14 protein-coding genes and 1 pseudogene are annotated in these 19,843 nt (G+C 60.2%); 11 read left to right on the top strand and 4 right to left on the bottom strand.

Annotated features, from left to right (window positions below):
* On the top strand, nt 1-3,192 hold the full coding sequence (locus ACFSNN_RS34805) for an LPD7 domain-containing protein (protein ID WP_134465809.1): 3,192 nt from the start codon (nt 1-3) through the stop codon (nt 3,190-3,192).
* Nucleotides 3,193-3,591: 399 nt separating this feature from the next.
* The gene (locus ACFSNN_RS34800; RefSeq protein ID WP_377689203.1) at nt 3,592-4,455 is read left to right on the top strand and encodes an alpha/beta hydrolase family protein; all 864 of its coding nucleotides are present in this window, start codon (nt 3,592-3,594) and stop codon (nt 4,453-4,455) included.
* Nucleotides 4,456-4,794: 339 nt separating this feature from the next.
* Here the strand turns inward: ACFSNN_RS34800 and ACFSNN_RS34795 are convergent, their stop codons facing one another.
* Nucleotides 4,795-5,757, bottom strand: coding sequence for a PDR/VanB family oxidoreductase (locus ACFSNN_RS34795; RefSeq protein ID WP_134465764.1), 963 nt, complete (start codon nt 5,755-5,757; stop codon nt 4,795-4,797).
* Between the two features lie 800 nt (nt 5,758-6,557).
* Here ACFSNN_RS34795 and ACFSNN_RS34790 point away from each other — a divergent pair.
* The 5 genes and pseudogenes from ACFSNN_RS34790 to ACFSNN_RS34770 all read left to right on the top strand — a co-directional run bounded on the left by ACFSNN_RS34790 (nt 6,558) and on the right by ACFSNN_RS34770 (nt 12,664).
* Nucleotides 6,558-7,604 (top strand): aromatic ring-hydroxylating dioxygenase subunit alpha, encoded by a 1,047-nt coding sequence (locus tag ACFSNN_RS34790; RefSeq protein WP_208949633.1) that lies wholly within the window; start codon nt 6,558-6,560, stop codon nt 7,602-7,604.
* Between the two features lie 108 nt (nt 7,605-7,712).
* The gene (locus tag ACFSNN_RS34785; RefSeq protein WP_134465762.1) at nt 7,713-8,768 is read left to right on the top strand and encodes an aromatic ring-hydroxylating dioxygenase subunit alpha; all 1,056 of its coding nucleotides are present in this window, start codon (nt 7,713-7,715) and stop codon (nt 8,766-8,768) included.
* Between the two features lie 129 nt (nt 8,769-8,897).
* A pseudogene (locus ACFSNN_RS34780) lies at nt 8,898-10,004 on the top strand (S-(hydroxymethyl)glutathione dehydrogenase/class III alcohol dehydrogenase).
* A 12-nt stretch (nt 10,005-10,016) separates the two neighbouring features.
* Nucleotides 10,017-10,865: an S-formylglutathione hydrolase gene (fghA, locus tag ACFSNN_RS34775; RefSeq protein WP_134465761.1), complete on the top strand. Its 849-nt coding sequence runs from the start codon at nt 10,017-10,019 to the stop codon at nt 10,863-10,865.
* A 713-nt stretch (nt 10,866-11,578) separates the two neighbouring features.
* A complete protein-coding gene (locus tag ACFSNN_RS34770) occupies nt 11,579-12,664 on the top strand; it encodes a porin (protein WP_134465760.1) in 1,086 nt (361 codons plus the stop codon).
* 20 nt (nt 12,665-12,684) lie between these two features.
* Here ACFSNN_RS34770 and ACFSNN_RS34765 read toward each other — a convergent pair whose 3' ends face one another.
* The gene (locus tag ACFSNN_RS34765) at nt 12,685-13,710 is read right to left on the bottom strand and encodes a LysR family transcriptional regulator (protein ID WP_341868460.1); all 1,026 of its coding nucleotides are present in this window, start codon (nt 13,708-13,710) and stop codon (nt 12,685-12,687) included.
* Nucleotides 13,711-13,793: 83 nt separating this feature from the next.
* On the opposite strand from ACFSNN_RS34765, the gene ACFSNN_RS34760 reads away from it, so the two are divergent.
* Nucleotides 13,794-14,846, top strand: coding sequence for an aromatic ring-hydroxylating dioxygenase subunit alpha (locus ACFSNN_RS34760; protein ID WP_134465759.1), 1,053 nt, complete (start codon nt 13,794-13,796; stop codon nt 14,844-14,846).
* Nucleotides 14,847-14,873: 27 nt separating this feature from the next.
* Here ACFSNN_RS34760 and ACFSNN_RS34755 read toward each other — a convergent pair whose 3' ends face one another.
* Nucleotides 14,874-15,053 carry a hypothetical protein gene (locus ACFSNN_RS34755; RefSeq protein ID WP_377689204.1) on the bottom strand — a complete coding sequence of 60 codons (180 nt, stop codon included), beginning with the start codon at nt 15,051-15,053 and terminating at the stop codon, nt 14,874-14,876.
* A 218-nt stretch (nt 15,054-15,271) separates the two neighbouring features.
* Between ACFSNN_RS34755 and ACFSNN_RS34750 the strand changes: the two genes are divergently transcribed.
* Nucleotides 15,272-16,888: a methyl-accepting chemotaxis protein gene (locus tag ACFSNN_RS34750; RefSeq protein ID WP_134465758.1), complete on the top strand. Its 1,617-nt coding sequence runs from the start codon at nt 15,272-15,274 to the stop codon at nt 16,886-16,888.
* 151 nt (nt 16,889-17,039) lie between these two features.
* Here the strand turns inward: ACFSNN_RS34750 and ACFSNN_RS34745 are convergent, their stop codons facing one another.
* Nucleotides 17,040-17,726: a FadR/GntR family transcriptional regulator gene (locus ACFSNN_RS34745; protein ID WP_244323172.1), complete on the bottom strand. Its 687-nt coding sequence runs from the start codon at nt 17,724-17,726 to the stop codon at nt 17,040-17,042.
* A 329-nt stretch (nt 17,727-18,055) separates the two neighbouring features.
* Here ACFSNN_RS34745 and ACFSNN_RS34740 point away from each other — a divergent pair, with 329 nt between their 5' ends.
* On the top strand, nt 18,056-18,646 hold the full coding sequence (locus ACFSNN_RS34740; protein ID WP_134465757.1) for a YceI family protein: 591 nt from the start codon (nt 18,056-18,058) through the stop codon (nt 18,644-18,646).
* Between the two features lie 150 nt (nt 18,647-18,796).
* Complete coding sequence (locus tag ACFSNN_RS34735; RefSeq protein WP_134465756.1) at nt 18,797-19,801, top strand: ornithine cyclodeaminase family protein; 1,005 nt, start codon at nt 18,797-18,799, stop codon at nt 19,799-19,801.
* The last annotated feature ends 42 nt before the right edge of the window (nt 19,802-19,843 follow it).

Genomic DNA, 19,843 nt, shown 5'->3' with positions numbered 1-19,843 from the left:
ATGCTCATACGCGTACGCGGCTATCACGACGGGATCAAGGCATACCTGGAGAAGGGCCAGAAGCAGGGTCGCGAAATGGAACGCGACGAGATGGACGAGCGCGTGATACTCGCCGGCGATCTCGATATGACGAACGACATCATCCAGTCGATCGACACGGACGCCGAGCGCTACCTGAATGTCACGCTGTCATTCAAGGAAGACGAGGTCGACCGCGAGCTGTTAGGTGAGATTGTTCGGGAGTTCGAGGCGTTTGCGTTTGCCGCGTACCGTCCGGATGAATATAACTTCTACGCCGAAGCGCACGTGCCGCGGATCAAGAGCTATGCGGACCGCAAGACGGGCCAAGCTGTCGAGCGCAAGGTTCACGTGCATGTGGTGATCCCGGAAATGAATTTGGTAACGGGCCGACGGCTTGATCCGTTCGGGAAGGTTGACCGTAACGAGCGGTATCTGGAGGCCTTTCAGGAGCACATCAACGCGAAGTACGGACTCGCGAGCCCAAAGGACAACCGGCGTGTGCAGTTCACGGACGCGTCCGAAATGATCAGCCGGTACAAGGGCGATGTGTTCGAGGGCGCTAACCGCGAGCTGAAGGCCTCGATTCTTGAGGCGGTGATGACGCGTGATGTGACCCGGTATGACGACTTCAGGGCCTTGATCACGGAGTACGGCGAGACACGCACACGCAATGCCGGCAGGGAGTCGGAGTACGAGAACGTCAAACCGGCCGGTGCTGCGAAGGGTGTGAACCTGAAGGAGTTCGTGTTTTCGCGCGAGTTCATCGAGCTCGATGCTACGGCCAAGCGTGAGGCGCTCGCATCGAATGTCCATACGCAGTACGTCGAGCCAGGCGTATCGCGCGATACGCCGCGGATCTATCTCGATGCGCTCGGCGCGTGGCACGACACGCGCGCGCGAGAGATCAAGTATCTGAACAGCGGTAGCAGTTTTTACAAGACGTATCAGGCCGCGTCGCCGGCGGAGCAGCGACGCATTCTCGAACACCGCGAACAGCGGTTCTACGATGCAACAGGAGGGCTCAATGAGCGCACACGAGAGCGAACACAACAGCGCCACGATCGATCCGGACACTGGCGAGATTGGAAGCGGATGGGAGCCGCCGGAGCAGGAGGGCGGGCGCGAGAGCGCGGCGCCGGGCGGGAGCCGGAAAGGGCAGGGCAGTCGCAGCAATGGTGGAACGAGCTCGAACGCGCGCACCGCGAGATCACAGGACGATGGCGAGCCGGAGCGGATCACGACCTTGACGCTCGCTTCGATCGATCCGGCACGCCGTCCCAATCCGCCCACCGTGTGCATGGCATGTCCGGCCGCGGTGTGGATGGCGACGCCACGCGACGTCAAGTGCTTCTGCCGCCTGATGCATTACTGGAGCTGGGAAACCAGCAAGCCGAACGAATTGACGCATTGCGATGGTCTGGCGATCGCGAGCGAGCGGGAAGAGAACAGCTAGAAACTTCGGTGCCGGGGCCCCGTTGGCGCGAAGGCGAACCCGATGCCATTGACAGTTCCGCCGGCGAGCCTGAATGGAAAGCGATCGTAGATCGCATGTTTGTCGCGTGGGACCAGGCGGACGAGGCAGGGCGGATGCGCCTCGCGCGTACCGGTGCCGGGAAGTTCATGCGGGCCGGAGGCCCGTTCGGCTCACGCGAGCCTTTTGGTCTGAGCGATGCGTTTGGCGGTAGCCGCATTCCCGCAGGGTTCGGGCCACGTGAGGAGATCCGCAACCTCGCGGATGTGCAATCGTTCGATGCAATCGAATCGCTGCCCTTCGAGATCCGGCCAACCGATGCGCCGTTTCCGACGGACGGCGCGTCGGTCGATTTCAATGCACATGCGCGCGCGTCGGCCGGGCGCGCGGCGGATACCGTTCGCGACCAGTTTGCACGTGACCTGTCCGAGGCTCGCACGGCACGACGGGCCCGGGAGCGGGAGGAGTTCACCGAGATCCGCGCGACGCTCGACGCGGGTCGGCTGCTGGCCGCGCTCGCGCACTCGCACGGACTGATCGTCGAAAAGTATTCAATCGGTAAAGGCGCGGACGGCGGTGACAGAATCCAGGCCGGCTCGCGCAATCTGAATGTGTCTGACTTCCTCACCAAAGAGATGAACCTGTCATGGGAGGAGGCGGCGCAGTTGCTGCGCGAGACCTATCGTGCACAGGCAGGACGTGATCCGGAGCATGCACCGAGGCGTACGCCCGAGCGGGATCTGTGGGGCGAGTTCCAGCAATGGCGATCTGCATACCGGAACGAGCTACGTCGCGCGTGGGATGCGCAGGCCGGTCATGAGAGTGGGCGTCGAAAGGCGATCAAATCCGAGTTCTACCGTGCCCGCAGCGCGTTGGTTGAGCGCCCGGACCGGATGGACCTGTCAGGCGCGCAGCGCCGCGAGCTGCTATCCGCAGCGCGTGTTGCGCGCCTTGAGGCAGAGGCCGCGCTGCGTGTGCAGATCGCGAAAGAGCGGGATGCGCTGAAGGGCGCCGCAAGCCGGCCGTTGACCGAGCAGTATCGTGACTTCCTGCAGGAGCGCGCTCAGGAAGGCGACGAACGGGCGCTGCGTGAGTTGCGCCGGATGCAGCAGATCCGCCTGCGGACTAAACGTGCAGACGACGAACGCGCGGTCATTTTCCGTACGCCTTCGCGTGCTGTGGAGCGACGGGCAGCGCACGATCGCCACGAGATCATCTACGCCGGCCCGTCGATCACGTACGAGGTGCGGGCCAGTGGTGAGGTCGACTACCGGAAGGCCGGCGTGGCGTTCCTCGTCGACGAGGGTCGCACGCTACGGCTGTGGGATAGCGAGCGCGAGGCGGTCGAGATTGCGCTGCGCTTCGCGCAGCAGAAGTTCGGCAGCACCCTGTCATTGTCCGGACCTGATGCCTTCCAGGCGGCCGCCGCGCGCGTAGCAGCCGACACTCGCATGCGCATCGTGTTCGATCAGGCCCACCTGGAGAGTATCCGGCAGGTCCGGCTTGCGGAGCTCGATGCCGAGGCGCTGGAACGTCGGGCAGCGCAGCGTGAGCGCGACGCATGGGAGCGCGACGTGCTGCGCGATGCCGTGCGCCATCCGCCGCCACCGACTCCGGAAGATCCGTCCAATCCAGACCAGGATGCGGCATCGCCTGCTGATCCCGATGCACTCGGCAATGGACCAGATACTGACCGATGAATCATCAAACTGATTCTCGAGCGGTCCCCGTCGATTGGTCGAATTCGCAACCTGAGGATTATTTGATAGTCGTGCCTTGGTGGCTTGTGGCATGAGCAAACCGTAGTGATGAGCCTGGATCTTTGAATGAGGGGAAGCCAGAACGCAGGGCACGATCAGGAGAGGGCTGAACACCTGCGGAGGAAACCGACATTGTCGCCGGTGTGCATGGTTGCAAAGGGGCGGGCGCATTTCGATTTTGCATGTCCGGATCGGACTGCGGGCCGCCAGATCATTAAACGCAATGCAGCTAATACGACTTATCGGCATTGAGCTGGCCGGGCCAGACTGCGCCAATTGCCTACACGAAGGGTGCCGCACTGGACGGGCAAACGCTTCGCACCCGAGGTCGTGGAATCGATGAACGAAGCCGTGGGCCAGTTCGCCGCGCGGGTGCAGGGGCAGCGCATCAACTTGGTGGGCTACTCGGGCGGGGGCGCGTCGGCCGTGCTGATCGCGGCACGCCGCACCGAAGTCGCGTCAATCCGCACGGTAGTGGGCAATCTCGACGATGAGTTCGTCAATCGCCTGCATGATGTTTCATCGATGCCGCAGTCAGAAAACGCGATCGATTTCGCGAACCGGATGGCATCCATTCCGCAGGTTCATTTCAGCGGTGCTGACGATACGGTAGTGCCGCCAGTGGTGGCGCAGCGGTTTGTCGACGCCGCCGGCGCACGGTGCGCGCAGGCACGCACGGTCCATGACGTAAGTCACGATGGTGACTCGAGCCGGCGGTGGCCGGCGTTGCTGGGCGTGATACCGGTATGTGTCGGTCCGTCCAGGATCAATCAGGAAAACCAGGCTAATCGAATATCGGCAGAAGCAAGCAGCCAGGGAACCTGCTGCTCAAGTCTCGGAGCCGCCAGGCGAAGTGCTGACCGGCATTCCAGTGCCAGTCGCGCTAACTACGTCGTCCGACGATCGCGCTACGCCATTCATTCCGGTCGTCCATGCGCCGTTTTCACCGTCGATCGCACCACCGTCGGTGACGATGTTGCTGGGGCTGGATATGCGTCGTTCGAACTGGGTCGGGATTGTGTGGCCATGAGCCGACAGCAGTCTGGTGCCCGCACGCGGGCGACCATGGAATTGACGTGTACTCCTTTGGACATTGGCCTGGCGCCGACGATTTTCTGGAGCTCGAATGAGCCAGGGGCGACGGCCAGAACACCGGCACTCGCCTTTATTCCGATGGGTAACTGGTGCGGATCAGTTCCGTAGCCAGACGATGAGAAACCGGACGCGTCATCAAGCTTCGCATCACCAGGATGGCTAAAATGATTCTACAACGCTGCAAGGGCTGACCCTTGAGGGGATAGATATATTCCAAGGAAACCATTGTCGCGCGAAGCCGCCGAGTTACGGGAGCGGTTCGGGTTGACATCGGAGTTACAACCCCAAGGTTTTTAACGCTCCCCGAATTTACTTCGCTCTACGTGAACCAGCTCCAATTCCTAGTCAATGACCTTCAGATCAGCATGGTTCTGGCGGCACCGTGACGCAGTACTCACGCTTCTCAAACTGATCCCCAGATTGGTGCCTCGTTTGCATAGGCCTACCTCACAGGTCAAGGACGAGCTTCGAGCTTTTTGACCGTGAGCAGCACGGCGTAAACTGATCTCCGCGGGCTTGCTCTTCGGCGGTAAGAAACATATCCCGGTGCTCGGGTGTGCCTTCCAGTACCCGCGTGAGGCAGGCGCCACAGACGCCCTGCTCGCAGGAGGTGGGCACTCCGATGCCATGAGCGCAAAGCGCCGCGATTACTGTCTTATCGGCGTCCACGCGGATAAGTCTGCCGGTCGAAGCAATCTGCACGTCGAAGCTGCCATCGCCGCTTGTATCAATGGGTGCCCCCGCGAAGTATTCGCGGTGCAAGCGCTCCTCGGGCCAGCCTGCTGCCCTCGCGGTTTCAAGCGCCCAGTTCATGAATCCCGTTGGCCCACAGACATAGAGATGAACGCCGGAACGGGCGCTGTCGAGCAGGGCAGCCAGATCCAGCTTCTGGGGCCGGGGACCGTCGTCGTAGTGAACACGCACGCGCCCGGCAAACTGGGAGGAGAGGATACGCTCCGAGAAGGCCATGCGGTCCGCTGAACGCGTGCAATAGTGCAGCTCGAAAGAGGTGCCGAGACTCGCCAGACGCTCGGCCATACACAGCAACGGCGTAATGCCGATGCCCCCGGCCAGCAGCACACTGTGATGTGCGTCGTATACCAGGGGGAAATGGTTTTTCGGGGCGCTGATGTTGATGGTCTGTCCGACCTCAAGTGCATGCATCGCGACTGAGCCGCCCCGCGAATTCGTGTCCCGGAGCACGGCGATCTGGTAGCGGTGCGTCTCTGTCGGGTTGTTACACAGCGAATACTGGCGGACCAGCCCGGCGGGCAGATGGACATCAATATGTGCGCCGGCAGAAAACGGGGGAAGCGCGTCGCCGTCAGGGGCGACCAGTTCGAAGCTGCAGATGTCGCGGGCTTCCACCACCTTGGCGGCGATGCGCACAGGGCGTGTTACTGCGTCCATGTCAATACTCCTGATTGTTAATCGTATACGTTGGTGGAGCGGCCAACGGACTGGGTCTTTCTGGAACCGTCGCAGACTGATCCGACGCTTTTTCCGCACAGAGGCGTTTATCCGGGAATTGCTGCCTTGCTCTCCCGAGGCAGCCGGTTTCCTGTGCCGGACTCTGCAAGGACCGGCCTCGGCGGGAAGTCATCTTAAACGATCGAAACGTATCGTATCGAAAATATTAACGAGAGCTCCTGTCGCCGTCAACGGGAATTACCCCTGGCTCGCGGATAACGCCGAACGTGCGCGCTGCATTCGGAACGAGCAGCTAAGCACCCACTTTTCATCCAGGTTCAGGCCGTTTCTGGCGATTCAACTAAGCAAAGCGGACATCGGAAATCCGGTGAGGATTGTTCGGGTTATCACGCTTGTGTGCGAGAAATTCCTCGGCTAAAGTAAAACGATACGACTCGTTTATTAATGGGCCGAGATCGACGCCCGACATGAGGCTATATCGGAACTACCCCGGGTTATGGCAGAAGGTCGTCCAACTTCGAAACTGTCTTGCCGTAATCGATGCACTCCACGTTGAAGCAGGCAAGAGGCTCGGCCGTCTGGTGTGCGAGCGGACCCTGCCGGTTGCTGTTGAGCGCAGGGACGGGTGCGCTGTCTTGCTTCGTGCGGTGATGCAGGGGTCGCGAAAGAGTGATGCCGCCGTAGATAGCGAAAAAGCATGCAGTCATTGCCAGGTGCAGAATTTTGCCGACCCGCTATCAGACGAAAAGGATAAATCTTCGAACAAGGAGTGAGACATCGTGACAGCCGTCAATATCGCAGAAAGCATCGCGGAAACGCGTAACTATCCCTACAACTGCTGGTGGGTTGCCGCATTCAGTAACGAAGTAGGACGCTCACTGCTGGGGCGCTGGCTGCTCGACACGCCCGTGGTGCTTTTCCGTCAGGAGGACGGCACGGTTACGGCTCTTGAAGACCGCTGCCCCCATCGCCAGGCGCCTCTGTCAATGGCCCGCCTTCGCGGCGATACCGTGGAATGCGGGTACCACGGGTTCTGCTTTGATGCTGACGGCCGCTGCGTGCGCGTGCCGTCTGCGGATGCTGCGCCCACGTTTTCGGCAACGCGCTATCCGGTGAAAGAAGTCGGCCCGTTTGTATGGATCTTTCTGGGCGATCCATCGATAGTCGACTCGGTGCCTCCGCCACCGGAACTGTGCTGGATGACTGATCCTGCGTTCGCCACCCGGTCTGGCCAGATCGAGATTTCGGCAAACTATATGCTGCTGAAAGAAAACGTGCTGGATCTGACGCACTTCGGGTACGTGCATGCGTCGACCTTTCAGATCGATGACTGGACCGATCCACCGGAGGTGAACGGCGATGGCGAAACTTTTGAATACCGCCAACGGTTCGTGAACAAACCCCTTGCACCGGGATACGCGATCTCGCTTGGCGTGCCGCCCGGTACGCCCTGGCATCGTGAACACCGGGGATCGTTCCTGTCGCCAGCGCTTCAGGAGGGTTGCGTGGAATTTCAGGAGCCTTCGCGACCGGAACTCGCGCCGGCCCGCTTTCGCGTCGCGCATGCAACGACGCCGATTGATCAGACCCATATGTCGTACTTCTGGGTCATCGGTCGGGATTTCGACACCGTGCCGGAAGCGATGGACCACCTGGTCGGCGCTATCCGCGCGGGCTTCGACGAGGACCGCGTGGTGCTCGAGGCAATCCAGGCGCAGGCCAACCGCCGCCCGCGTGGCAGCACTGGCGAGCGTAGCGTCAATGCCGATGCGGCCGGCATCCAGGCGCGTCGCATTGTTGCACGCTGGATGGAGCGCGAGGTGTAGTTGGTCCACCTGACGCGCCGGGCGCAACTTCACCTATAAACCGGAATCCAGGCAGAACACAGATGCTGCCGGATTCTGCACGCTTTAGTAGCCGGAGGAGACAACAGCATGGATTATCTGCTCAACGCGTGGTACATGGCTGGCTGGGGTAGTGAGCTTGAAAAGGGAGTCCTGCTGGCGAGAAAGCTGCTTGACGAACCGATCGTGATGTTCCGTGATGCTGGGAACGTAGCGCACGCGTTGCAGGACCGTTGTCCGCACAGGTTCGCGCCTTTGTCCTGCGGTCGCCTTCTGGCAGACAAAGGCGCGGTGCAATGCGGATATCACGGGCTGGAATTTGATGGTTCCGGGCATTGTGTCCTCAATCCGCATGGCGATGGAAAGATCCCAGCTGCTGCGAAGGTGCGCTCGTATCCACTCGTCGAACGCTTCAGTGTGCTGTGGATCTGGATGGGTGACCCGGCGCATGCTGACCCGTCCAGAATTCCGGACTTCTCCTGCATGGACCCTGCGAACTGGTATGTCGGCAAGGCCTACCTTCGTCCGCGCGCGAACTACCGGCTCGAGGTCGACAATATCCTGGATCTGTCCCATATCGAGTTTCTTCATCCTGATTCGCTGGGCAGTGAGTCGGTCAGGCAACCACACACAGAGGTGCGCCAGGAAGGCGATTACGTCTGGTCTCTGCGCTTCATCGAGAGCGAGGTGCTCCCTGATGCTGCCTGCGATCAGTTCGGTGTCCCCCGCGGCCTGCGCGTTGATCGCTGGCTTGACGTCAGGTGGAATGCTCCCTCCAACCTTCTGTTGCTGGGCGGTGCAACGCCAACGGGGCGCCCGCGCAGCGAGGCGGTAGGACTCACGTTCACCAATCCGCACCTGTTTACCCCAGAGACGCATAGTACGTCGCATTACTGGTTCGCTATGTGCCAGCCCAGAACGGATGGCCCACAGGCCCAGGACGTCGCTGATCGGGTCGTCGAGACATTTGCCAACACGTTTGATCGTGAGGACACTCCGATGCTTGACAGGCAGCAGGAGTCGATCGGCGAAGAAGACTTCTGGTCCCTAAAGCCGGTATTGCTAGTCGGCGAAGCAGCGGGTGTGCGCGTCAGACGGCAGCTGGATAACCTCATTCAGTCCGAGCTGGCACAGCGGCAGCTGTAAGGGGGAATCGATTTCTGCACCCGGTGACTTGGCGCCACGTTCGGTTTCCCGCAATAGATGGGCCGGCGTGTGCGTCTCGGTAATCAACAGGTCGGGGATTTACTAGTCCCGGATCCAATCAAGAGTGAAATGAAGTCAAAAGCAGCCATTGCATGGAAAGCCGGCGCCCCGTTGACGATCGAGGAATTGGATCTGGAAGGCCCGCGCGCCGGTGAAGTCCTGATCGAAGTGAAGGCAACGGGCATTTGCCACACCGATTACTACACGCTGTCGGGTGCCGATCCGGAAGGCATTTTTCCGGCGATTCTCGCCCATGAAGGCGCGGGCGTGATCGTCGACACCGGTCCGGGCGTGGGCGCCTTGAAGAATGGCGACCACGTCATTCCGCTGTACACGCCGGAATGCCGACAGTGCAAATTCTGCCTGTCGCGCAAGACCAATCTCTGTCAGGCCATCCGTTCGACGCAAGGCAAGGGCCTGATGCCGGATGCCACCTCGCGTTTTTCTCTCGACGGCAAGCCGCTGTTTCACTACATGGGCACGTCCACGTTTTCGAACTACATCGTCGTGCCGGAAATCGCGGTCGCGAAGGTGCGTGAAGACGCGCCGTTCGACAAGATCTGCTACATCGGTTGAGGTGTGATGACGGGTGTCGACGCGGTCGTGTATTCGGCGAAGGTCGAGGCCGGCGCGAACGTAGTGGTGTTCGGCCTCGGCGGCATCGGCCTGAATGTGATCCAGGGCGCGAAGATGGTCGGCGCGGACAAGATCATCGGCGTCGACATCAATCCGGGCCGTGTGGAACTGGCGAAGAAGTTCGGCATGACGCACTTCATCAACCCGAACGAAGTCGAGAACGTGGTCGATCACATCGTGCAACTCACCGATGGCGGCGCGGACTGTTCGTTCGAATGCATCGGCAACACGAAGGTGATACGCCAGGCGCTGGAGTGCACGCACAAGGGCTGGGGCCAGTCGTTCATCATCGGCGTGGCGGCGGCGGGCGAGGAGATCAGCACACGTCCGTTCCAGCTGGTGACGGGGCGCGAGTGGAAGGGCTCGGCGTTCGGCGGCGCACGTGGCCGCACGGACGTGCCGAAGATCGTCGACTGGTACATGGAAGGCAAGATCAACATCGACGATCTGATCACGCACCGCCTGCCGCTCGAACGCATCAACGAGGGCTTCGATCTGATGAAGAAGGGTGAATCGATCCGCTCGGTCGTTATCTACTAAAGGAGTTGTGCGATGCTTGAACTGGTCGAATCGCATGGTTGTTTCGGCGGCACGCAACGCATATACAGGCACCAGTCGGCGACGATCGGTCTGCCGATGCGCTTCTCGGTCTTTATGCCCAAAGAGGCCTCGCAGAAGAAAGTGCCGGCGCTGTTCTTTCTGGCTGGGCTGACCTGTACCGAAGAGACGTTTTCGATCAAGGCTGGCGCACAGCGTTTCGCCGCACAACAGGGCATCGCGCTGATCTCGCCCGATACGAGTCCACGCGGCGCAGGCGTGCCGGGTGAGACGGATTCGTGGGACTTCGGCGTCAGCGCAGGGTTCTATGTCGATGCGACGCAGGAATCCTGGTCGAAGCACTACCGGATGTACTCGTACGTTCGGGACGAGTTGCGCGAAACTGTCGTAAACGAACTGTCCATCGACAGCTCGCGCCTGGGTATTTTCGGCCACTCGATGGGTGGACACGGCGCTCTGATGCTCGCACTACGAAATCCGGACACCTACCGGTCGGTGTCAGCGTTCGCCCCCGTTGCCGCACCCATGCGCTGCCCATGGGGCGAAAAGGCATTCGGCGGCTACCTTGGCGCGGATCGCGAAGTATGGAGGCAGTATGATGCGAGCGAGCTGGTGGGCAACGCGACGCGCAAGTTCGACGAGGGGATCTTGGTCGATCAGGGCCTAGCCGATCAGTTTCTCGCCGAGCAGTTGAACCCTGACGTGTTCGAAGCCGCGTGCGAGGCTGCGAAACAACCGCTCACACTGCGTCGGCATCAAGGCTATGACCACGGCTTTTTCTTCATTCAAAGCTTCATTGAAGACCATATCCGGCACCACGCCCGCATCCTGCTGACACTGTGACCGACGCTCACTTCGGGACCGTCAAAAGGAAGGAAGCGATTTCTTCCCGGCCAATGTAGTGGGCTATCGGCCGCTGGAGGGGATCATTAATCCAGCAAAGTCTGCCAGCAGCGAAATGAGGTTCAGGATGGGGGCGTCATGCTCGCAAGCGGCGGCATGGGCGTCTCTGTCCTATCTTTTCAATTCGGTTTCGATGAAGGCGACCCTCGCGTGTCGCGAGCGTCTCGTCGTTGCTTTGCTATGTCGGCGTCTCGTGCGCGGCCGGTCTAGCGCGATCGCCTGCAACGCCAATGAACCCGTTTTGCGTTTAATCAGATACGATTCGAATCGTTTCTGTATAGAGGGTTTTTCCTATGTTAGAAACACGCGAAGGCGGCCGAAATACGCTTGTTCGGCAAACATGATAGGCATATTATGATCCTGTTCGTATCGATATTTGAATGGTGAACTTGCCGGTGGTCCGCGCATGTGTTGATGAGTTGCAGGCAGGATCTGGCAGGCAGGTTTATCTTTCCGGTGCGGTGTGCCTGCAGAAGGCGGCGCAGCGGACACGATGGCAACAACTGCGCGCGGGGGCGGTGTTAGCAGCGCGCTCCCGCAAGCAAGGGGCTTGGGCTGTAACCGGGTGTCCGAAAGTTGTAAGTATTGCGGTAAATATGTTGTAGTCCAAATTAATGTTGCGGAAAGCAACGAATAGATCAAAGGAGACAGTCATGTATCGGAGGTGCGTTATCGGGACGGCGACCGCAGTAGCGTCGAGCCTGTTGTTTGCGGTATCGGCCCATGCGCAAAGCAGCGTAACGCTGTATGGAATTGCGGACACTGGTCTCCTCTATATGAGCAAGACGCTGAATCTAACGACGGGGGGCAACGGGGGCAAGTATGTTGGTTTCCAGAACGGCGGCATCGCACCATCGATATTTGGGCTCACTGGCACTGAAGATCTTGGAGGGGGGCTTCAGGCGATATTCAAGCTTGAGAGCGGGATCGGCCTGTCTAACGGCAGCCTTTTCAACGGGAACGGCAATCTGTTTGGTCGCGAGGCCTATGTCGGTTTGAAAGGGGGCTTCGGCGAAGTCAAGGCAGGCCTGCAGTTTTCTCCATTCTTTCTGGCCGCCTGGGCGCTCGATCCACGACAGTTTTCCGAATTCGGTAGTGTCCTCGCCATCTATTCCAACATCGTCAGCGTCACGGGTTCATTCAACTCAAATGCAATTTCCTATACGAGCCCGGTACTGGGCGGCCTCCAGGCCAGCGCGATGTACTCGCTTGGCGGCGTGGCCGGAAACTTCCAGTCTGGCCGCCAGTATTCCGCGCGTCTGAAGTACGAATGGGGCGGGTTGACCGTTGACGCTGCGTTCTATGACAGCAACGCGGGCGGCACGGTTGTGACCGTTCCGGCCAGCAACGTGCCATTCGTGGGACGCGTGATCGGCGCTGCCTACAAATTCGGTCCGGTCACAGCAAAGGCTTCGTTCGAGAGTTTCAAGGTGGAGGGTGGGCCCAGCAACAACGTGTATGGCGGTGGCGTTGACTATTTCGCCTTGCCGCAGCTGGATCTCAATGCCGGTGTCTGGTACGTCAGCGATCGCAACGACACGTCAAGTCACTCGCTGATGGGTGCCGTGGGCGCCACCTATTTCCTGTCGAAGAGAACCGGACTGTACGCACAGGTCGGCGTTGTGAACAACCATGGGAGAGCGAACCTCGGTCTGACGCCCGGAGCAGCGCCGACGTCGCTCTTTGCACCTGCGGGAACGACAACCGGGGCCACTATCGGGATGATGCACATGTTCTGATCGCGCCTGTCAGTGGCCGGTCATGCATTGGACTGATGCCGGCTACTGATAAGTGGTGTCTGTAACAGGATATCGACAGGCGTGGAGATCACGATCCATCGTCGATGTCGGGGTAGCTGTCGAAGGTCTGTTTGACAAGCTGGCGCAGCCAGATATTGGCTGGATCGTCGCGGAATCGCGGATGCCAGTGCTGCCGCAGTGCGAAGGGTGGCAACGGCACGAGCGGAGGCATGATCCTGACCGTGCCCAGTTTCGCGAAGACGTTTCCCAGTTCTAGCGGCACGGTGGCGATCAGGTCCGGCTGCGAATGGATGAGGTGTGGTACCACACAGAAAGTGTGGCGTGGTCAGAAAGATGTTGCGCTTGATGCCATATTCGTCGAATGCGCTGTCGTAGGCTGAGCTCGCCCGTCCCGTTAACGAAACGACGATCTGCGGCGCGCGCTCAAACTGCGCGCGGCTGATTGTCCTGCCGATGGTCTTGTTGTGTACGCTGACCATTGTCACGAACGTATGCAGAAATAGCTGCTGCTGGTAGAGGCCGCCCGGTGCTGCGCGCACGGAGCCCAGTGCGAGGTCGGCTTCGCCGGCAGCGAGCGTTGCCTCAAGCTGCTCCGGTGGCACCTGGACGGACCGCACGGTGCAGTGCGGCGCGACCTTGCGCAAGCGCCGCACAAGAGGCGGCAGAAAGACGAACTCGCCCATGTCTGTCATGCAGATCACGAACGTACGGCGTGCCGTGGCTGGATCGAAGTATGCCTGCGAGACAACACGATCCCTCAATGCAGTCATCACTTCGGTGACGGTTATACCCAGCAGCACGGCCTTTTCCGTCGGTTCCATGCCGGCAGGCGTTTTGATAAACAGTGGATCCTCGAAAAAGGTCCTCAGGCGATTGAGCGCGTGGCTCATGGCGCCCTGTGACAGCCCGACTTCCCCTGCCGCGCGCGTGACACTGCGTTCGCGCAGCAGCGCATCAAAGAGGACCAGTAGATTCAGGTCGAGGTCGCGTATATGCATGCTGTGCATTTGTGGAATTAATCCCATTAGATTGACGCATCGTCCGTCCGATTCTATCGTTGCGTGACGATTTGAAAAAGCAGGTCGTACAACTAAACAGGAGACAGGCAATGTTCATCAGGAACACGTGGTACGTGGCCGCCTGGTCACACGAAGTGGAGAGCGAGAAGCTGTTTTCCCGCACCATCATCAGTACGCCAGTCATGTTGTATCGCAAGGAGTCGGGTGAGGTGGTCGCGCTGGCGGACCGCTGCTGCCATCGCGGTGCGCCGTTGTCGCTCGGCCGGCGCGAAGGTGATTGCGTCCGTTGCATGTACCATGGGTTGAAATTCGACAGTCACGGAGCGTGTGTCGAGGCGCCGGCTCAGGGACGGGTCCCGCCGCAGGCAAAGGTGCGGCAATTCCCGGTGGTGGAGCGCCACCGCTGGATATGGGTGTGGATGGGCGAGCCCGAGCTTGCGGATTCGTCCGCGATTCCCGATACCCACTGGATCGACGATCCACAATGGCGCTCGCTGCCTGGCTACATCCACTACGACGTCAACTATCTGCTCATCTGCGATAACCTGCTGGACTTTTCGCATCTCCCCTACGTTCATCCTACGACGCTGGGCGGTGGAGAGGATTACGCGGCTGTGCGGCCGAAAGTGGAGCGGATCAAGGATGGTGTGCGCATTACACGCTGGACACTGAATACCGAGCCGCCTCCGTTCGTCAAGGCGGTCCGTGACTGGCCCGACAAGGTGGATCGCTGGAACGTTTACGACTTTACGATTCCGGCAATCCTGCGTATGGATTCCGGCATGGCTCCCGTGGGCACGGGTGCGCAAGAGGGCTCACGTGTTGACGCGGTGGAATTCCGTGGTTGCCAGGCGATCACGCCGGAAACAGAGAACTCTACACATTACTTTTTTGCGCATCCTCACAATTTTTCGATCGACAAGCCGGAGGTCACCCGTTCGATCCATCAGGCGGTCGTCGACGCGTTCGACGAGGACCGTGAAATAGTTAGCGCACAGCACCGCAATCTGGTACTTGACCCGAGCTTTGAGATGATGGCCTTCGGAATCGACGCGGCCCTCGCGCAGTTTCGCTGGGCTGTGAACCAGCGACTCGAGGAAGAAAGCAGGGCTGCTGCACAGAAATGTGAGACGGCTGCGTGACGGACGACAGGTCGCAATGGGAGGTGTTCACGATTGTCCTTGCGAGCAATGGCGGGCAAGGACACCCATCAATTTGGGATTCAGGGCGGGGCGCTGCAGATTGTCCTTCACGGCTGAACCAGGGCCGGCGCAGTCAGTGCAGGCCTGAATCATCAGGGTTATCACCAGCGCCGCGACCTGGCTGAAAAATCCTTGCGTCATATACAATACGACTCGTATCGAATATGTGAGCCAGTCATTGGAGCTGATCTCGCGGGTACATCGTCGTGACTGGCTGCTAAAGAAGCCTCCCTTGTCCCGATACGAAGAACGAAGCCAGGTCCCCACGTCGCATCAGGCCCCCTGAGCAGGCGAGGCGCCATGGCCGGGTCAGGGCATCGGCCGGTCAGTCATTCCACACCATATAATAAGGATGACGTAGCATAATGAACCTGCTTTCTATCAGGATAGGTGCTCGACTCGCCGCGGGGTTCGGAATTGTCCTTCTTCTTAACAGTATTGCGGTATGCATGGGCCTGTCTGGCCTTTATGCGCAGCGCCGCAGCGCTGAGTATGCCACTGGCCAGATCTACACGGCACTTGCCGCCGTTCACGCCGACTCGTTGCTCGATCTCGATAGTGCGCGCCTCGTTCGCAACCTGATCCTGCGAACGGACGGAAAAGCGATGGCCGGCGATCTGAAGGAGCTCGAGGACGACAGGAAGAAATCTGACGCGCATCTGGCACAGCTCGCAACCCTGCTTGATACGGGGGAAGGCAAGCAGCTATATGACAGTGTCGTCGCCGCGCGCGAGCACTATGGCAGTTATATCGGGAGAATCATTCAGCTTGCCCTGCAGGGCAGGAAAGCAGAGGCAACGGAGGCGCTTTACGGAGCGAATTCGACCTTGCAGGACGCTTATCTGGCAGCGCAAGGAAAGCTTGCGGTCTATACAGACGCGCAAATGTCCGCAGCGCGCGTCCGCATCTCCGAGGCCTATCAGACAAGCATGCTGTGGCTTGTCGTCTGCGGATTGTGTGGGCTGCTTTCCGGAACCGGCCTGGCATGGCTTGTTACCCGATCGATTGTGCGTCCGCTGTATGACGCCGTTCGCTTGTCCGAATCGGTCGGTTCGGGCGACCTCACAAGTGTCATTGCTACTCCGTACAACGACGAGCCGGCGCAAGTCATCAAGGCGTTGGGACGCATGAACTCAAATCTGGCACATCTCGTCAGTTCCGTGCGTAGCGGGTCCGATCAGATCACTGTGGCGTCGAGAGAAATCGCGGCCGGCAATCAGGATCTGTCCGTGCGGACGGAGCAGCAGGCGGCTTCGCTCGAAGAGACTGCAGCCAGCATGACACAGTTGACCGAAACGGTGCGGCACAACGCCGACAATGCGAGACACGCGAATCACCTTGCTACAAATGCGAGCGACCTCGCGCACACTGGTAATGAAGCTGTGCAGGGCATGCTTGATTCAATCGGGAAGATCAGCGGAAGTTCGAGCAGGATCTCGGAGATCACGGGCGTCATCGAAACCATCGCGTTCCAGACGAATATTCTGGCGCTGAATGCGGCGGTCGAGGCCGCGCGTGCTGGCGATCAGGGGCGTGGTTTTGCAGTGGTTGCAAGCGAGGTCCGAGGTCTCGCGCAACGATCTGCGGCGGCCGCCAGGGAGATCAAGGAACTCATCAGTTCATCCGTTTCGATGATTCGCGGAGGTGCCGAGCAGGCGATCCAGGTGAGCCAGACGATGGGAGAGGTGAAGCAGGCGATCGAGGGCGTTTCCACCATCGTTGGCGAAATCATGACGGCGTCCGAAGAGCAGAGCAACGGCATCGAACTGGTCTGTCGGGCCGTCACGAGTATGGATGACATGACGCAAAGGAATGCGGCACTCGTTGAACAGGCGGCCGCGGCAGCGCGTGCCCTGGAAGAGCAGGCGATGCAGTTGAGCGCTTGCGTGGCGGTGTTCCGAATTGCCGCACCAGCCCAGCGGGTTGATCCGGGCCTTGTCGGGGCGGGAAGCGGTGCATCGCCGGCAACGCTCGGATCCTGAACGTTGGGCGTCCCGATGAGACCGGGCGTTGCAGAGCGGTTGGTGCTCCCGGTAAATATTGTGGCGACGCAACGGTTCCAGATGGGCGATTGAGCGGCTGAAATTGAGGTGACGATAATCCGAGGCAGCTCACTGGAGCGCACTAACGGTTCTAGCGCAGACCAAACAGCCTGATTCGCACCGAGCGAAGATGTTCACGCATCAACTGCTCGGCCTTGGCAGGGTTGTGCGTCCGGATTGCGTCCACCAGCAACCGATGTTCACCGTCGGTGTCGTGTCGAGGTCCCGTCTGTGACGTAAACACCTCTTCCATGCGCGTGTCCAGATTAAGTCGCACCTGCACCCGCATCGTGTCATACAGCATGAGAAGCAGGGCGTTATGGGTCGACTCCGCAACAATCCGGTGCAGATGCTCGTCCAGCCGCTTCCACGGTGTAAATGGCCCGGTGCTCGCCATGTCGGCCAGGCACTGGTCCATCGAGGCGATGTCGGCGGGCGTGGCATGGACTGCGGCCTGCGCGGCCAGCTGGGGTTCCAGTACTAGCCGGGCATCCATGATGTTGTCGACGCTGACCGAGGAGGACCAGTTCCCGTCGTCGGGCTTCACGTGCCTGGGTCCGACGAACGTGCCCTTGCCGACATGTCGCCAGATGAGTCCCTCGTCTTCCAGTCTCTTGAGCACCGTACGCAGCCGTCCCCGTGAGACGCCGAGCGCCTCGCTGAGCTTCGGTTCAGGCGGCAGGCGCAGATCTCCGCTGCTGACCACGTGGCCCTCGATGTACTCGCGCAACCGGAGTACATCATCATCGATCATGTTTGCTTGTACCGACATGTCCATTGACCTCCCAAGCTGGGAGGCTCTCTTGCCTGATTATGGCGCCTGGTTGTGAAGACCTTACACGGCGGGCCAAGTGCATCCTGATCGGGGCGTCAGGAAAGCGGCCGGCACCGCGCCCGATGCTTGTCGATTATTGCGCGATTCAATGCATCAATTGCGTGCGTCATTATGCACTATTCCTACGTCCGCATCGATTGATGCACTCAAGGTTTCGTGAAGTAACTAATCAATGTGCATAATGATGCATTGTAATGCTTGCATTGATTTGTTGAAGTCGTTAGCATTGTGTTCAATATGAACGGTCCCGAGTATGGGGTTGGAGACACTGCATGTTGAACATCCTGTTGCCATTCCTGCGGACTTCGCTGCTGAAGTCCGCCGTCATTGAGCCGAGTACGGCGTCGGCGCCCGCGCCGTGGACATTCGAGCCGGCGCATACCCACATCAGCTTTTCGGTCCGTCACCTGGGGCTCACGCGCACGCCCGGCATCTTCCGGCGCTTCGATGCGCAACTGGCATTCGACGACCAGCGTTTCGAGGCATCGAGCGTCTCGTTCGAGATCGAGGCCGCGTCGATTGACACGGCCTTCGACATGCGTGATGAACACTTGCGCGGCGCCGACTGGCTGGATGCGCAGACACATCCGAAGATCGTTTTCGTGTCCCGCTCCGTACGGCCAGCAGAGGGCCGCCAGTATGTGATCGACGGGGATCTCACCATTCGCGGGATCACCCTGCCGATCTCATTTGATACGACGCTGATCGATCGCGCAGTGAATCCCTGGACGCAGGGCCCGGTGATCGGGTTCGAGGCGACGGCCGACATCAGTCGCAGCGCTTACGGGATGGGTGCGATCCCTCACGCCCTGTCGGACAACGTCCGTCTGACGATCGCGACGGAAGTCACCCGCCAGGGCTGATCCGGTGTGCCGCACCGGCGCATGTGGAAGAACTTATCAATACCCGTACTGAGACAACCTTATCCCGCTTCATCGCTTTCGAGCCTTTCGCCCGCTGCCAGAAACGCTCTGCGACTGACCGAGCCCTCCAAATTACTTTTGCTGCCGCCCATGACCACATCCCCGTTTGCCCCCGTGTTCGTCTCCAGCGAGGCCGCCCGCGCCGTGTTTGTCTGGACGGATGCCATACACGCCCTCCAGGCCGCCTATGCCCGTCCGATTCCGCCCAGGTCCACCCCGCCGCGCACCGTGGCAGTCGCCGGCAAGACGTGGCTGCGCACGCTGCCGGCCGTGCCGGTGGGCGGCCGTTACTACGGTGCCAAGGTCATGGGCATGGCGATGGGCTCCGCTACCCCCGGTGTGGAATACGTGATCGTGCTGTTCGACCAGGAAACCAGTCGCATCGCGGCGTTTGTTGACGGAAACCTTGTGACGGGTTTCCGGACGGCAGCCACATCAGCAGCCGCGCTCGATCGCCTTGCGCCTGCGAAAGCGGCAAGTCTGGCCGTGCTGGGTAGTGGCCTCGAAGCCTCGATGCATACGCGGGCAATTGCCAGCGTGCGGGAGTTGGCCGAGGTCGTCGTTTTTAGTCCGACGCCCGAGCGTCGGGCCGCGTTCGCGGACGCCGTGACGCGCGACCTGGGCGTTCCTGCCCGTGGCGTTGCGTCGGCGCAGGAAGCGGTAGAGGCTGCTGATCTCGTGCTTGCCGCAGCGCGCTCCCGGGATGAACAGCCGATTCTTTTCGGTGACTGGCTCAAGCCCGGCGCGACTGTCGTGTCAATCGGTTCGACGATTCCCGAGCAGCGTGAGATCGACGTCTCGGTGGTTGCCCGAAGCGACATCATCGTGTGCGACATGCTGGAGGAAGTGCTGGAGGAGGCGGGCGACATGCTCGCCGCTCACAGGGCCGGTGTCGCGTTTCACGACAAGTCATTCAGATTGGCCGATCTGATGACGGGTGCACTCGACGAACGCCTGAAGGACGCCCAGGCCCGGATGTACAAATCAGTCGGAGGAGGCCTGCAGGACATCGTGGTGGCCGAGCTGATCCTCAACAAGGCGATTGAGGCCGGTCTGGCGACAACGCTGCCGATCGAATTCGAAACCAAGCGCTAATACGCGCGACGTTGAACACCAACGCAGACTAAAGGAGCACCG

The organism is Paraburkholderia dipogonis (assembly GCF_042680985.1).
GTDB lineage: Bacteria > Pseudomonadota > Gammaproteobacteria > Burkholderiales > Burkholderiaceae > Paraburkholderia > Paraburkholderia phytofirmans.
This window is presented reverse-complemented; position numbering and strand designations above follow the sequence as displayed.